This window comes from Allorhizobium sp. Av2, assembly GCF_021462805.2.
Classification (GTDB): Bacteria; Pseudomonadota; Alphaproteobacteria; order Rhizobiales; family Rhizobiaceae; genus Allorhizobium; species Allorhizobium vitis_G.
Genome location: NZ_CP192700.1, coordinates 268,585 through 282,788, shown reverse-complemented (window position 1 = coordinate 282,788; position 14,204 = coordinate 268,585). Strand labels below are relative to the sequence as shown.

Annotated in this window: 15 protein-coding genes and 1 pseudogene; 14 read left to right on the top strand and 2 right to left on the bottom strand. The window is 60.7% G+C overall.

Annotated elements, in window-relative coordinates:
• Positions 1–364 precede the first annotated feature (364 nt).
• Genes traI through trbI form a run of 12 tightly spaced genes read left to right on the top strand, consistent with a single transcriptional unit; the run spans position 365 to position 10,669 of the window.
• Positions 365–1,000, top strand: coding sequence for an acyl-homoserine-lactone synthase (gene traI, locus FS819_RS28630; RefSeq protein WP_060716501.1), 636 nt, complete (start codon positions 365–367; stop codon positions 998–1,000).
• Complete coding sequence (gene trbB, locus FS819_RS28625) at positions 997–1,968, top strand: P-type conjugative transfer ATPase TrbB (protein ID WP_060716500.1); 972 nt, start codon at positions 997–999, stop codon at positions 1,966–1,968. The genes traI and trbB overlap by 4 nt, the downstream gene beginning before the upstream one ends.
• Positions 1,958–2,365 (top strand): conjugal transfer pilin TrbC, encoded by a 408-nt coding sequence (trbC, locus tag FS819_RS28620; RefSeq protein WP_060716499.1) that lies wholly within the window; start codon positions 1,958–1,960, stop codon positions 2,363–2,365. The genes trbB and trbC overlap by 11 nt, the downstream gene beginning before the upstream one ends.
• A complete protein-coding gene (locus FS819_RS28615; RefSeq protein WP_045023373.1) occupies positions 2,358–2,657 on the top strand; it encodes a conjugal transfer protein TrbD in 300 nt (99 codons plus the stop codon). The genes trbC and FS819_RS28615 overlap by 8 nt, the downstream gene beginning before the upstream one ends.
• A gap of 10 nt (positions 2,658–2,667) precedes the next feature.
• Positions 2,668–5,136: a conjugal transfer protein TrbE gene (locus FS819_RS28610; protein ID WP_060716498.1), complete on the top strand. Its 2,469-nt coding sequence runs from the start codon at positions 2,668–2,670 to the stop codon at positions 5,134–5,136.
• Positions 5,137–5,152: 16 nt separating this feature from the next.
• Positions 5,153–5,917 (top strand): P-type conjugative transfer protein TrbJ, encoded by a 765-nt coding sequence (gene trbJ / locus FS819_RS28605; RefSeq protein WP_409050128.1) that lies wholly within the window; start codon positions 5,153–5,155, stop codon positions 5,915–5,917.
• Positions 5,914–6,132 (top strand): entry exclusion protein TrbK, encoded by a 219-nt coding sequence (trbK, locus tag FS819_RS28600; RefSeq protein WP_060716496.1) that lies wholly within the window; start codon positions 5,914–5,916, stop codon positions 6,130–6,132. The genes trbJ and trbK overlap by 4 nt, the downstream gene beginning before the upstream one ends.
• Positions 6,126–7,322, top strand: a complete 1,197-nt coding sequence (gene trbL / locus FS819_RS28595; protein ID WP_060716495.1) for a P-type conjugative transfer protein TrbL — start codon at positions 6,126–6,128, stop codon at positions 7,320–7,322. The genes trbK and trbL overlap by 7 nt, the downstream gene beginning before the upstream one ends.
• 14 nt (positions 7,323–7,336) lie before the next feature.
• Complete coding sequence (locus FS819_RS28590) at positions 7,337–7,999, top strand: conjugal transfer protein TrbF (protein ID WP_060716494.1); 663 nt, start codon at positions 7,337–7,339, stop codon at positions 7,997–7,999.
• 17 nt (positions 8,000–8,016) lie between these two features.
• Positions 8,017–8,871 (top strand): P-type conjugative transfer protein TrbG, encoded by an 855-nt coding sequence (trbG, locus tag FS819_RS28585; protein ID WP_114386965.1) that lies wholly within the window; start codon positions 8,017–8,019, stop codon positions 8,869–8,871.
• On the top strand, positions 8,871–9,347 hold the full coding sequence (gene trbH, locus FS819_RS28580) for a conjugal transfer protein TrbH (protein ID WP_045025162.1): 477 nt from the start codon (positions 8,871–8,873) through the stop codon (positions 9,345–9,347). Before trbG ends, trbH begins: the two co-directional genes overlap by 1 nt.
• 14 nt (positions 9,348–9,361) lie before the next feature.
• Complete coding sequence (gene trbI / locus FS819_RS28575) at positions 9,362–10,669, top strand: IncP-type conjugal transfer protein TrbI (RefSeq protein ID WP_060716492.1); 1,308 nt, start codon at positions 9,362–9,364, stop codon at positions 10,667–10,669.
• Between the two features lie 194 nt (positions 10,670–10,863).
• Here the strand turns inward: trbI and FS819_RS28570 are convergent, their stop codons facing one another.
• Positions 10,864–11,622 (bottom strand): amino acid ABC transporter ATP-binding protein, encoded by a 759-nt coding sequence (locus FS819_RS28570; RefSeq protein WP_060716491.1) that lies wholly within the window; start codon positions 11,620–11,622, stop codon positions 10,864–10,866.
• Positions 11,623–11,636: 14 nt separating this feature from the next.
• A complete protein-coding gene (locus FS819_RS28565; RefSeq protein WP_197433256.1) occupies positions 11,637–11,822 on the bottom strand; it encodes an ABC transporter permease family protein in 186 nt (61 codons plus the stop codon).
• A gap of 168 nt (positions 11,823–11,990) precedes the next feature.
• Between FS819_RS28565 and FS819_RS28560 the strand changes: the two genes are divergently transcribed.
• On the top strand, positions 11,991–13,529 hold the full coding sequence (locus FS819_RS28560) for an IS3 family transposase (RefSeq protein WP_156550876.1): 1,539 nt from the start codon (positions 11,991–11,993) through the stop codon (positions 13,527–13,529).
• Between the two features lie 57 nt (positions 13,530–13,586).
• Positions 13,587–14,033 (top strand): annotated as a pseudogene (locus FS819_RS28555) (sugar phosphate isomerase family); the annotation flags it as partial.
• Positions 14,034–14,204: the final 171 nt, after the last annotated feature.

Below are 14,204 nucleotides of genomic sequence, written 5' to 3'. Positions count from 1 at the left end.
GGTGTAATCTCTTGTCACGGTTAATTGGCGCGTATTGCCATTTATCCGTGACGATTACCCAATGCGTGTGAGGTTGCAAGACGTTTTTGGTTAATGAAAGGTTAAACACGTTTCAATCGAAATCATAAAAAATGCCGATTCTTCAAATGCTATCTGTTAGTTAGACAGATTCCCTCCTTCTGTGCGACGTGTCACCACGTGCAGATTTGCACAACCTTGTCGGCATCTAGCCGTTCTCACCCACTCGCATTCTATGCCCTGGAACACCGACTCGGTAGAATCACCTCAGGTGCAAATCTGCACGTAGGCACACGCGCCGCGAGATGATTTTTTGTTCGCATGACCTGTTCATGTGGAGATCGTGATGCAGATACTGACAGTCTCGCCGGACCAATACGAACGTAGTCGAAGCTTCCTCAAACAAATGCACCGTCTTCGCGCGACGGTGTTCGGCGGCCGCCTGGAATGGGAAGTCTCCATTACAGCCGGGCAAGAGCGCGACCAGTACGATGGTTACAAGCCGACCTACCTTCTGGCGATTACCGATAGTGGACGTGTCGCAGGTTGCGCCCGTCTTCTTCCGGCTTTCGGCCCTACGATGCTGGAGCAGACTTTTCCGCAACTCCTCGAAACGGGTTCGCTCGTCGCGCATTCCGGGATGGTCGAGAGCTCGCGCTTCTGTGTCGATACCGCGCTTGTCTCGCGGAGGGACGCAAGCCAACTGCATGTCGCCACGCTCACCCTGTTCGCCGGCATCATCGAATGGTCTATGGCCAATGGCTACAACGAGATCGTCACCGCGACCGATCTTCGCTTCGAGCGCATCCTGAAGCGGGCGGGCTGGCCAATGCAACGGCTCGGCCCACCGGTCGCAATCGGCAACACCATCGCCATTGCGGGCAGCCTGCCGGCAGATAGGACGAGCTTCCGGCAGGTTTGCCCACCGGGCTATCATTCGATCCCCCGGATCGACGTGGCAGCGATCAGGAGTGCCGCGTGACCCAGTTGCGCTCCCATTCGCGTCTGGTCCGGAAACTCCAGGACGCCCTCGGCGATCAGCTTTGCGTCGCGCTTGATGATGCGATGGTGGTCGAGATCATGCTCAATCCCGATGGCAAGCTCTTCATTGAGCGCCTGGGTCATGGCATGGCCCCGGCTGGCCAACTCAGCCCCGCCGCCGCAGAAGTTATCATCGGCAGCGTCGCCCACGCACTACAATCAGAGGCCGACGACGAGCAACCGATCATCTCTGGCGAACTCCCGATCGGCGGTCACCGCTTCGAGGGTTTGCTGCCGCCGGTCGTTTCCGGGCCGAGCTTCACGATCCGCCGGCGTGCTTCACGCCTGATCCCGCTCGACGACTATCTGAAACACAAGATCATGACCGAGGCGCAAGCGTCGGTTCTGCGCAGCGCAATCGCGTCTCGCATGAATATCGTGATCTCCGGCGGTACTGGCTCCGGCAAGACGACGCTCGCCAATGCCGTCATTGCCGAAATCATCGCGAATGCGCCGGACGATCGGATCGTCATGCTGGAGGACACCGCCGAGATTCAGTGCGCGGCCGAGAACGCCGTGGCGCTCCATACAAGTGAAACGATCGACATGGCCCGCCTGCTCAAGAGCACGATGCGCTTGCGGCCCGATCGCATCATCGTCGGCGAGGTCCGCGACGGGGCGGCGCTTACACTGCTCAAGGCGTGGAATACCGGCCATCCTGGCGGTGTCACCACCATTCACTCGAACACGGCGATGTCCGCTCTCCGTCGACTGGAACAGCTGACAGCAGAAGCGAGCCAGCAGCCGATGCAGGAAGTGATCGGCGAGGCAGTCGATCTGATCGTCTCGATCGAACGAACGGGGAAGGGGAGACGGGTTCGCGAAGTGATCCATGTCGAGGGCTTCACCAACTCCCGTTACCAGACCGAACATTACGCCCAGATCGATGAGGACAGCCATGTCGCGTAAGACCGAGACTGCCATTGCACTTGCGGCGTTCGCCGTTGTCTTCTGCGTCAATCTGGCGGACCCAGCCTTCGCCTCTTCGGGCGGGGGTGGGTTGCCGTGGGAATCTCCGCTCCAGCAAATCCAGCAGTCGATCACGGGACCGGTGGCCGGCTTCATCGCCCTCGCAGCGGTGGCGATCGCCGGCGCAATGCTGATCTTCGGGGGCGAGTTGAATGATTTCGCAAGGAGGCTTTGCTACGTCGCCCTCGTGGGCGGCGTACTTCTCGGCGCGACCCAGATCGTCGCTCTCTTCGGAGCGACAGGCGCTTCGATCGGCAAGTTCGAGGCCCGACCCGCGTCTGGGAATGTCAAGATGTCGGCGGCACCTCGACCGGAAGGGGAGGGGGCTCATGGCTGAACCGGGCTCCAACCTCGCCCGCTCACGGGTCCATCGAGCGCTGTCACGCCCGAACCTGCTGATGGGCGCCGACCGCGAACTGGTGCTGCTCACCGGCCTTACCGCCGTGATCCTGATCTTCGTGGTGCTGACCTGGTACGCCGCACTGTTCGGCGTGGCCATCTGGCTGATCGCGGTCGCTGCCCTTCGTATGATGGCGAAGACTGATCCGCTGATGCGCCGCGTATATCTGCGGCACGTGTCCTATCGATCTCTCTACCGGCCGACCTCTACGCCGTGGCGCAAGTTCTGAAGAGGCGGACATGGTGGCACTGAACCTCTTCCGACACTCCGGACCGTCATTCGCCGATCTGGTTCCCTATGCGGGCCTGGTCGACAATGGCGTGATCCTTCTGAAGGACGGCTCACTGATGGCCGGCTGGTATTTTGCCGGCCCGGACAGCGAAAGCTCGACGGATGCAGAGCGCAACGAGGTGTCGCGGCAGATCAATATGATCATGTCGCGGCTGGGTTCGGGCTGGATGATCCAGGTCGAGGCTTTGCGGGTTCCGACGATCGACTATCCGGCAGACGACGCCTGCCACTTTGCTGATCCCGTCACGCGTGCGATTGATACCGAGCGCCGGACTCATTTCGAGCGGGAGAGCGGGCATTTCGAGAGCCGGCACGCGTTGATCCTGACCTGGCGGCCGCCCGAGCCTCGGCGCTCCGGCCTGGCGCGCTACGTCTATTCTGACACCGCCAGCCGTTCGGCCACCTATGCCGACACGGCGCTTGAGAGCTTCCGGACCTCCATCCGCGAGGTCGAACAGTACCTCGCCAATGTCGTCTCCATCCGCCGCATGGTGACGCGCGAAACCGAAGAACGCGGCGGCTTCCGGATCGCCCGCTATGACGAGCTGTTCCAGTTCATCCGCTTCTGCATTACCGGTGAGAACCATCCGGTCCGGCTCCCGGATATCCCGATGTACCTCGATTGGCTGGTCACGGCTGAACTCCAGCACGGCCTGACGCCGACGGTCGAGAGCCGATTCCTCGGCGTCGTCGCCATTGACGGCTTAGCCGCGGAGAGTTGGCCGGGGATCCTGAACAGCCTCGACCTGATGCCGCTCACCTATCGGTGGTCGTCGCGCTTCGTTTTTCTCGACGAGCAGGAGGCACGCCAGAAACTGGAGCGCACCCGCAAGAAATGGCAGCAGAAGGTCCGTCCGTTCTTCGATCAGCTTTTCCAGACCCAGAGCCGCTCGCTCGATCAGGATGCGATGATGATGGTCGCCGAGACGGAGGACGCAATCGCCGAGGCATCGTCGCAGCTCGTCGCTTATGGATATTACACGCCGGTCATCGTGTTGTTCGATGAACAGCAAGAACGGCTTCAGGAAAAGTGCGAGGCGATCCGCCGATTGATCCAGGCCGAAGGATTCGGCGCCCGGATCGAGACGCTGAACGCGACCGATGCCTTTCTCGGCAGTCTGCCGGGAGTTTCCTATGCCAATATCCGCGAGCCGCTCGTCAACACGCGCAATCTCGCGGACCTCATTCCGCTGAACTCGGTCTGGTCGGGAAGCCCCGTCGCGCCATGCCCATTCTACCCGCCGGGATCGCCGCCGCTCATGCAGGTCGCCAGCGGCTCGACGCCGTTCCGGCTCAACCTCCATGTCGATGACGTCGGACACACGCTGGTCTTCGGCCCGACCGGTTCGGGCAAATCGACTTTGCTGTCGCTGATCGCGGCGCAGTTCCGACGCTATGCGGATGCGCAGATCTTTGCGTTCGACAAGGGGCGGTCGATGCTGCCGCTAACGCTCGCCATAGGCGGTGATCACTACGAGATCGGCGGGGACGCGGCCGAAGGAGGGGAGAGGGACTCGCCACGACTAGCCTTCTGCCCGCTCGCCGAACTCGCGTCCGACGGCGACCGTGCCTGGGCGGCGGAGTGGATCGAGACGCTGGTCGCCCTGCAGGGCGTCACGGTCACGCCTGACTATCGCAACGCCATTTCCCGGCAGCTTGCCCTGATGGCGGAATCCCGCGGCCGCTCGCTTTCGGATTTCGTCTCAGGCGTGCAGATGCGCGAGATCAAGGACGCGTTGCATCACTACACGGTCGATGGACCGATGGGCCAGTTGCTCGATGCAGAGCAGGACGGGCTGGCGCTCGGCGCTTTCCAGTGCTTCGAGGTCGAGGAGCTGATGAATCTGGGCGAGCGCAATCTCGTACCGGTCCTGCTCTATATGTTCCGGCGGGTCGAGAAGCGGCTGACGGGGGCGCCCAGCCTTATCATTCTTGACGAGGCCTGGCTGATGCTCGGTCATCCGACGTTCCGCAACAAAATCAGGGAATGGCTGAAGGTGGTGCGCAAGGCCAACTGCGCCGTAGTGCTCGCGACCCAGTCGATCTCGGACGCCGAGCGTTCCGGGATCATCGACGTGCTGAAGGAATCCTGCCCGACCAAAATATGTCTGCCCAACGGCGCGGCACGCGAGCCAGGGACGCGCGAGTTCTATGAGCGCATCGGTTTCAACGAACGGCAGATCGAGATCGTCGCCACCGCACTGCCGAAACGCGAATATTACGTCGCCTCCCCCGAGGGCCGCCGGCTGTTCGATATGTCGCTTGGTCCCGTGGCGCTTTCCTTCGTCGGCGCTTCCGGCAAGGAGGACCTGAAGCGCATCCGCGCCCTTCACTTCGAACACGGGGCGGATTGGCCCAAGCACTGGCTCCAGCAAAGGGGGATCGCCCATGCCGAAACACTTTTCCAGGCCGCTTGAAGCGGCGCGCGCCGCTATGATCACGGCCATCATGATCCCGGTCGCTCTCCCGGTTCCGGCCTTTGCCGGCGGCGTTACCGGACAGGCAACCGAATGGACGCAACTCGCCAACAATGCGGAGCTCATCAGTCTTGTCGGCAAGTCGGCCGAGCAGGTGAACAATCAGATCACCCAGATCAGCCAGCTTGCAGAGCAGATCCAGAACCAGATCAACATCTACAAGAACCTGCTGCAGAACACCGCGCAGCTGCCGAACCATATCTGGGGTCAGGTCGAGAACGACCTCAACAAGCTCCAGAACATCGTCGCGCAAGGGCAGGGCGTCGCGTTTTCGATGGGCAACGTCGATGACGTCCTGAACCAGCGGTTTCAGAGTTTCGCCGACATGAAGAGCAACCTGCCGGACGGCCAGAGCTTCTCAACGACCTATCAGAACTGGTCCGACACCAATCGCGACACGATCGCCGGCACGCTGAAGGCGGCGAACCTCACGGCCGAGCAGTTTTCCAGCGAGGAATCCACCATGTCCTCGCTGCGCTCGATGTCGGAGAGCGCCGACGGCCAGATGAAGGCCCTGCAGGTCGGGCACCAGATCGCAACGCAGCAGGTGGCGCAGATGCAGAAGCTGCGCGGGCTGGTGTCACAGCAGACCACGATGATGGGAACATGGTTCCAGTCGGAACAGGCACAGAAGGATCTTGCCCAGGCCCGGCGCGAGAAATTCTTCAACGCGCCAACCAATAACATCCGCGGCGGGCAGACTATGGAGCCCCGCTGGTGAGCCCGCGTATCATCATCGCCCTCGCAGTCGCGGGTGTCGTCGCCTTCGGAGCCGGCATGATCGTCTGGGTGGTGGTCCAACCGGATGCTGCGACTGAAACACCGGCCGGGACGTCGCGTTTTGGCGCAGCGCACCGTGAGCACCGGGAGCGCTTCTTCGGGGGCGACCCGGATCGCGACGTGCGTGGCGGGCAGGAAATGAAGCCGCGATGGTAGTCATTCGCCCGTCCCGCAAGCTCGAAACCGCATTCATCGTCGTCGCGATCCTAGCTCTCGCGACAGCGCCGGCGCTCGCCCAACAGGGTTCCGTGCTCACCACCTTGGAGAACCAGGTCGTCACCGCCGCCAAGGGCTGGGAGACGACGATCATGAACGCGGCGCGCTCCCTGTTCTGGATCCTCGCCGGGATCGAGATCGGCATCGCAGCCGTGTGGCTGGCGATCAATGCGGCAAGCCTCGACGCCTGGTTCGCCGAGCTCGTGCGTCGGATCATGTTCATCGGTCTCTTCGCCTTCATCCTCGATCGCGCCCCTGCGCTCGCGAAGGCGGTGGTGGACAGCCTGTTCCAGATCGGCGCCGGCGGGGGCTCCGCTTCGCCGGCCAACATTTTCGATGCCGGTATCCGCGTAGCCTCCAAAATGTCGGAACAGGCGAAGTTCGGGCTTTGGGAGGATAACGCACTGGCGATCGCCGCCGTCTTTGCAATGATCGTGGTCGTCGTCGCCTTTTCGCTCGTCGCAGCGATCTTCGTCGCTGTCATGGTCGAAATGTATGTAGGACTGCTGGCCGGCATGATCATGCTCGGTTTGGGTGGCAGCTCCTATACCAAGGATTTCGCGGTCCGTTACCTCGTCTACGCCTTCTCCGTCGGCATGAAGCTGATGGCACTGGTCATGATCGCCAAGATCGGTTCCGACATCCTGATCGGGCTGGCCGAAGCGCCGACGGCGACCTCCGACCAGTTCATCACCACAATCGGCATCGCCGGCATCTCCGTCGTCGTGTTCATCATCGCCATGTATGTCCCGCCGATCATCCAGGGCGTCGTCCAGGGAGCATCGGTCTCGGGCGGCATGGAGGCGATCCGGCATGGCGGGCAGGCGGCTTCGTTCGCGGCGGGCGCCGCCTTCCTCACGGCAGGCGCTGCCAGCAAAGGTTTTCAGGCGGCGAGCGCCGCAAGGGCAGGGGGAGCGTCACTTGGCTCTGCCGCCATGCGCGGCATGGAAGCTGGCATCGGCGGCGCGAGCAGCGCAGTCGGTTCGGCAGCAAGGGAAAAAGCAATCGGATCGCCCGGCGCCTATGCCGGCTCACTGCTCGGTCTTGCAAACGCCAAGCTTGATCAGACCCGGCAATCCGGCAGGCCCTCGGCGCCTCCTCCGCCTCCACCCGTCAACGAAAACAAGTAAGAGGCTGACCGCACATGGCCGGACGCACCCCGCCCGACAATCCCTATATCGCTGCGAGAACGGAATGGAACGAGCGCTACGGCTCCTATGTGAAGGCAGCCGCGGCCTGGCGCCTGGTCGGCGTCACCGGGATGACCATGGCGGTGATCGGCTTCAGCTACGCTCTCTACCAGAGCACGCAGGTCAAGCTGGTGCCGTATATCGTCGAGGTCGACAAGCTCGGCACGGCCTCAAGCGCCGGGTTCCCGCAGCAGATCGAATATGCCGATCCGCGCGTGGTGCGCGCCACGCTTGGCAGTTTCGTCTCGAACTTCCGGTCGGTGTCGCCGGATGCGGTCGTGCAGAAACAATATATCGACCGCACCTATGCGCTGCTCCGCACCTCGGATCCTGCGACCGAAAAGGTCAACGCCTGGTTTCGCTCCTCGTCGCCCTTCGAGAAAGCGAAGAACGCAACGGTCGCCGTCGAGGTCAACAACATCGTCGCGCTGTCGAACCAGTCCTACCAGATCGATTGGACCGAGTTCGAGCGCGATCGCCGCGGCAAAGAGACAGCCACGCGCCGGTTCCGCGGGATTGCTACCGTGACGCTTACACCGCCGCAGGACGAGGGCGTCATCCGGCTTAACCCGATCGGACTCTATCTCAGGGATCTCGACTGGACCGCGCAGCTTTGAAAGGCATGGCCTCGAACATGAACATTCGACTGAGACGTTTTTCGGCCACGCTGACTGCTGCCACGATCGTCGTTGCTCTCGTGCCGTTGTCGGCTTCTCTTTCCTCACGCGCGCTCGCAGCCGATGGCGTCACCGCCAATGAGGCGAAGGGGATGGGGATTTCCACTCAGTGGCGCGGCTCACGCGGACTTGTCACGAAAGGACCGGACGGGAAGGTGATCTTCCTTTACGGCGAGGTGCAGCCCTCCGTCGTCTGCTCGCCGCTGCAGGTGTGCGACATCGAGCTTCAGGGCGGCGAAGTGGTGCGCGACGTCCTCGTCGGCGACACCGTAAGGTGGAAGGTCGAGCCGGCGACGTCAGGTGCTGCGGGTGGGCAGGCGATCCACCTGATCGTCAAGCCATCAGAGCCGAACCTCGTCACCTCGATGGTGGTGACGACCTCGCGCCGCACCTATCACATCCAGCTCAAGTCGCATCAGACACAATACATGGCCCGCGTCGGATTCGAATATCCGGAAGACGTGTCCAACAAAGTCGCCGACATCAATGCACGGATGGAGGCGAGCACGATCCCCGGCGCCGGCGTACCGGCCGAGCAGTTGAATTTCTCCTATTCCGTCTCCGGCAATGCCGGCTGGCGGCCGACACGGGTCTATAGTGACGGGGAAAAGACCTATATCCAGTTCCCGCGCTCGATCTCCGGCCAGGACGCGCCGGTGCTGTTTGTCGTCTCCGGCGGTCAGAACCGCATCGTCAACTACCGGATGAAGGGCGATATGATGGTGGTCGACTATCACGTCGATCGCGCGGTTCTCGTTTCCGGCGTCGGCTGGAAACAGGAGAAGGTGACAATCAAAAGGGGAGGGCGGTGATGCCAAGCCTGCCCTCCCGCACGCACCCCTTGCGCCCCCTCCGCAGCCTCGCTGCCACCTGCGCCCTCGCCCTCCTCCTTTCCGGATGCCAATCCGCCGGGACGGACGGGTTGAGCTCCAGCAATGCCCCTGCCGAGATCTCGGGGCCGGCGGCCAGCGCCATTGCCGGCGACATGGTGAGCAGGCTCGCCGAGCAGATCGGTCCTGGTACCGCGACCGTCTCGCTGAAGCAGGACGGCTCGCCCTTCGGGCAAGCGTTGGAGGCGTCCCTCAAGGGATGGGGTTATGCGGTCGTGACCGACCAGAAGACGGATGGCACGACGCGCACCGTGCCGCTCGCCTATGTCGTCATTCCCTTCGAGGGGCAAGTGCTCGCCCGTCTGTCGACCAACAGCGTCGAACTCGGCCGCGCCTATACCGTCACAACGATGAGCGCGCAGCCGGCGAGCGCGCTCTCGGTCATGCAACGCGGTTAGTGGAGAGGGCGGTCATGGTTCAATCGCTCAAGCTCGGCGGCTCTAAAAACGAGGAGGTGGGCTCCGGCATGCGCCGGATCAACCGCATGCCGATCATCGTCGTGATCGTGCTTGTGGTCGTCTTTCTAGCCGTCATCTTCTACGGCCTGACCTCACGCGGACTGTATTTCCGCGACACCGGCCCGGACACAAGCTCCGGCAATCCGGCGTCAACCTTCGCCGATCAGATCAAGCGCGGCGTTTCCGACGGCATCATCGGCGAGCCGCAGCAGGTGACGACGCTGCAGCCGACGCCGGTCGAGAGGGAAGAGGAGAAGCGCTCCGTCAATCCATTCACACCTCAGCCCGGTCAAAGGGAAGATGCGCGGACGGAACCGCAACTGGAATCTGAACAGGTCTGGCGCGCCCGCTTGCAGCGCGAGCAGGAAGAGCAATATCTTCGTGAGCGGCAGCGCCAGAGAATGGCCCGGCTGCAGGCCAATGACGCCGCCTATGACTCACCGATCGCTATCGACCGCGGCAAGTTTGACAGGCAGGGAGCTAATGCAAACGACACGGCCGGGACGACTAACGAGGTTTCCACGGCAACGGCTCCCGGAGCATCCGACCTCTACGCCGCCGCTCTTCGTGCGGGTCTCGCCGGGCAAAATGTTGATCCGAACGGCCAGAAGACGAAGGAGGATTTCTTCAATGCCGACCTCAAGGAGCTCGGTTATCTTCCGAACCGTGTCGTCCCCCAGCAGTCGCTTTACGAACTCAAACGTGGCTCGGTCGTTCCCGCGACATTGATCACCGGGATCAACTCCGACCTGCCCGGGCGTATCACTGCCCAGGTAAGCCAGAACGTCTATGACTCGGCGACAGGACACCGCCTCCTGATCCCGCAGGGAACGAAACTGTTCGGCCGCTATGACAGCAAGGTGTCGTTCGGCCAGAGCCGTGTGCTCGTCGTCTGGACGGACATCATCTTCCCGAATGGCTCGACGCTCCAGATCGGCGGCATGTCCGGGACGGACGCGCAGGGCTACAGCGGTTTCCGCGATAAGGTGGATCGGAAGTGGCTCCAGACGTTTGGTTCGGCCGTCCTTATTGCGGTGATCGGCACGGGGATCGACATGGCCGTGCCCGAGAGTTCGACACTGGCGACGCAGGATACGGCCTCCGATGCGGCGCGTCGGAACTTCGCCGAAACCTTCGGTCGTGTCGCTGACCGGACCATCCAGAGAAACATGGACGTGCAGCCGACGCTCGAGATCCGGCCTGGCTACAAATTCAATGTGCTGGTCGATCAGGACATTGTTTTCCCGGGAGCATATCGATGAGACACGTGTCCAGTCCCAACAAGTCTGCTGTGTTCAGGCAAAACAACACCGTGTAGAAAAGTACCCAACCGCTCGAATTGCGTAGACGCCCACCGCAGCGCTGCTTAAGATCAACGATGGTGACGCAGTCCTCCGAGCTCTGGGCGACCATTGATCGAACAAAACGCAAGAGCAGCGGTCCGACCGATCGACACCTAAAGAACTTTGGAAAGAAACTCTTTCGTCCGCAGGTCCTGCGCGTGGTCAAAAAGCTGAGCTGGCGGACCACTCTCTACGATCCGACCGGCATCCGTGAAATAGACCCTGTCGGATATTTCCCGAGCGAAACCCATCTCATGGGTAACAAGTACGCAGGTCATGCCCTCGGCCGCCAGTTCCTTGATGGTAACGAGGACCTCCTTGACCATCTCGGGATCCAATGCAGCAGTCACTTCGTCGAACAGCATGACGTCAGGACGCATGCAGAGGCTTCTGGCGATCGCCACACGTTGCTGCTGCCCGCCGGACAGCTCGGCCGGATAGGCATCGGCTTTCCCTTCGAGACGCACTTTAGCAAGAAGAGAGCGCGCGCGTTTCTCGACTTCGCCTCGCTTTTCACCAAGGACCAGCGTCGGCGCCATCATCAAGTTTTGAAGCGCTGTGCGATGAGGAAACAGATTATACTGCTGAAATACCATGCCAACTTTACGGCGGAGGGCCAACTTGTCCAGGTTTGCGTCGTGGACCTCTTGCCCCTCCACCTTTACAGATCCCTTCGTGACCGGCGTGAGACCATTGATCGTTCGGATCAGCGTCGATTTCCCGGATCCTGACGGCCCGATGATGCAGACGACCTCGCCTTTCATCACCTCCATCGTGATGCCTTTCAAGACTTCGAACGTGCCGAAAGACTTGTGCACGTCCTGGAGAGCGACGATCGGCTTGTCGGGCGACCAATTTGTAGAGGTGTTCATTTCAAACGACTCCGTTACGAGCCGGTCCCAAATCGCCGTTCGAGACGGCGCGTGAAAACCGAAAATGGATAGATGAAGGCGAAGAAGATCGTCATGAGGAAGAGATAGAAGGGCACCAGAAACTCCGGGCGTGAGCCGGCGGCTTCCATAGCCGCTTGCGTGTTTCCAAGTGCTTCATGAACACCAAGAATAGCTGCCATTGGGGTCATCAGTGTCAACAAAGCAAACCAGTTCATCCATGGAGGAAGCATTCGTTTGATGCACTGGGGTAAGATGATATGCCTTAAGTGTTGATTGCCACTGAGAACTGACCCGGTAGCATAGGATAGGGGGTGCGGACGAAAACTTGGACCACCAGGAGGTAGTTCATGTATTCCTACGCAGACAGACTTCGAGCTGTTGAGCTCTATATCCGACTTGGCAAGCGGCTCAAGGCGACCATTCGCCAGTTGGGTTATCCCACGAAAAATGCCCTGAGGGGCTGGTACCGCGAGTACGTCGAGAATCACGACTTGCGTGTTCAGGCGGTAGCTCGACCGCCAAAGTTTTCCGAGGCGCAAAAGCAGGCTGCCCTTGAGCATTACCGCACTCACGATCGTTGCATCTCTTCGACGATGAGGGCGCTTGGTTACCCTGGTCGAGGAACTCTAACCGCATGGGTTCGTGAGGCGTTTCCGGAGGCGCGGACATCGATGGTCGGTCGATCGTGGCACCCTGGCTATTCCGAGGAGGTCCGGCAAGCGGGGGTCATCGGATTATGCAGTGGAGATGAAAGCGCTCAACAGGTAGCTGACCGACTGGGCGTCTCAAGGCCGACACTGTACAGCTGGAAAGATCAGCTACTCGGTCACGAGGCTCCCTCATCCATGAAACGCCGCAAATCCAACCCCAAGGTGCCTGAACGTGAAGAGCTCGAGCGACAGCTTGAAGCCCTCCAGCGTGATGTCCGCCAGTTACAACTCGAGCATGATCTCCTGAAGAAGGCCAACGAACTCCTAAAAAAAGACCTGGGCGTCGATCTGCAGATCCTGAGTAATCGGGAGAAGACACAACTGATTGACGCCCTTAAGGAAGTTTATCGCTTGCCAGAGCTGCTTGCCCAGCTTCGGATTGCCCGAAGCTCCTACTTCTACCATCGCGCCCGCATGTGCCTGGCAGACAAGTATGCCGCCGTCCGCCACAGCCTAGCGGAGATCTTTGAAGCGAACCGTCGTTGCTACGGTTATCGACGACTGCAGGCGTCGCTGGCCAGACAGAGCGTGATAATCTCGGAAAAGGTTGTCCAGCGATTGATGAAGCAGGAGCAGTTGGTCGTTGCCAGTCCGCGTCGACGGCGGTTTGGATCCTATCTGGGAGAGATCAGTCCAGCGCCCGAGAACCTGATCAATCGCGACTTCCATGCAAAAGCGCCGAACGTGAAGTGGCTGACAGACATCACCGAGTTCCAGATCCCAGCTGGCAAGGTGTACCTTTCGCCTATCATCGATTGCTTTGACGGCATGGTCATCAGCTGGTCGATCGGAACGCAACCAGATGCGGGGCTGGTCAACACCATGCTGGATGCAGCCATCGGAACCGTCGCCAACGGCGAGGAACGGCCAATCATCCATTCTGATCGCGGAGCCCATTATCGATGGCCCGGCTGGTTAACCCGTATCAGCGAAGCAAGACTGGTTCGCTCGATGTCCCGAAAGGGTTGCTCGCAAGACAACGCCGCGTGCGAAGGGTTCTTCGGTCGGTTGAAAACCGAGCTCTTCTATCCACGAGACTGGAAGGCCATCACAATCGAACAGTTCGTGGCTGAGGTGGATGCCTATATCCGGTGGTACAATGAGAAGCGTATCAAGATATCGCTGGGATCGCTCAGCCCGGTCGAATATCGTAAAAGCCTCGGCTTGTTATTATGAAGCAGTCCAACTTTTTATCCGCACCCCCGCCGGGTCAGTTCTCAGTGAAAATCAACAGCGCGTGCGCTGGTCGGACGCAACAGCCTCACGTTCATCTCAAACGGCCTCGACATCGTGGCGGAACTGACCCGTGTCGAGGGGCAGAACTTATATTCTGTCGGTGGGGAATACTTTGAGGCGAACCGCTCGTTTGGTGGCCCGTTAGCCGAGCAGTTCATTCGCCAGTTCAACGTCGACAAGCTCATCCTCAATGCCGCGTCCATCGATGTGGATCGGGGACTGGTCTGCACCTCGACGCCGGTCAACGCGAGTATCGCGCGTGCCATGATTGAAGTTTCTCGCCGGGTGATCGTCGTGGCGGACCACTCCAAGTTTACAAAGTCTAGCATGTCGGTCACCGCAAAGATCGAGGACATCGGCGTCATCGTGACCGACGCCGGTGCTCAGTCCATCATCGAAGCGGCTCCGGAAAAACTGCGGAAGAAGTTCGTCATCGCGAGCTGACGTCCCGCACCAGGGCGACACACAGAAATATCCAGCGGAAACGGCTCGGAGCAATCCGAGCACGGTGTTGCTCGCTCAAATTTCCCCGTCGCAGATCTGTGCATGAGGGAAGACACCGCCGTACCGGCGGTTGTGGTTGGTGAAACAAGATCATTCGCGGGTACGGCAAGA

Excerpts from the sequence above, each read along its gene's own strand:
- FS819_RS28610 (WP_060716498.1), top strand. The coding sequence starts at position 2,668 with ATGGTGGCACTGAACCTCTTCCGACACTCCGGACCGTCATTCGCCGAT.
- trbG (WP_114386965.1), top strand. The coding sequence starts at position 8,017 with ATGAACATTCGACTGAGACGTTTTTCGGCCACGCTGACTGCTGCCACG.
- trbH (WP_045025162.1), top strand. The coding sequence starts at position 8,871 with ATGCCAAGCCTGCCCTCCCGCACGCACCCCTTGCGCCCCCTCCGCAGC.
- traI (WP_060716501.1), top strand. The coding sequence starts at position 365 with ATGCAGATACTGACAGTCTCGCCGGACCAATACGAACGTAGTCGAAGC.
- FS819_RS28560 (WP_156550876.1), top strand. The coding sequence starts at position 11,991 with ATGTATTCCTACGCAGACAGACTTCGAGCTGTTGAGCTCTATATCCGA.
- trbC (WP_060716499.1), top strand. The coding sequence starts at position 1,958 with ATGTCGCGTAAGACCGAGACTGCCATTGCACTTGCGGCGTTCGCCGTT.
- FS819_RS28615 (WP_045023373.1), top strand. The coding sequence starts at position 2,358 with ATGGCTGAACCGGGCTCCAACCTCGCCCGCTCACGGGTCCATCGAGCG.
- FS819_RS28590 (WP_060716494.1), top strand. The coding sequence starts at position 7,337 with ATGGCCGGACGCACCCCGCCCGACAATCCCTATATCGCTGCGAGAACG.
- trbJ (WP_409050128.1), top strand. The coding sequence starts at position 5,153 with ATGATCACGGCCATCATGATCCCGGTCGCTCTCCCGGTTCCGGCCTTT.
- FS819_RS28570 (WP_060716491.1), bottom strand. The coding sequence starts at position 11,622 with ATGAACACCTCTACAAATTGGTCGCCCGACAAGCCGATCGTCGCTCTC.
- trbL (WP_060716495.1), top strand. The coding sequence starts at position 6,126 with ATGGTAGTCATTCGCCCGTCCCGCAAGCTCGAAACCGCATTCATCGTC.
- trbI (WP_060716492.1), top strand. The coding sequence starts at position 9,362 with ATGGTTCAATCGCTCAAGCTCGGCGGCTCTAAAAACGAGGAGGTGGGC.
- FS819_RS28565 (WP_197433256.1), bottom strand. The coding sequence starts at position 11,822 with ATGGCAGCTATTCTTGGTGTTCATGAAGCACTTGGAAACACGCAAGCG.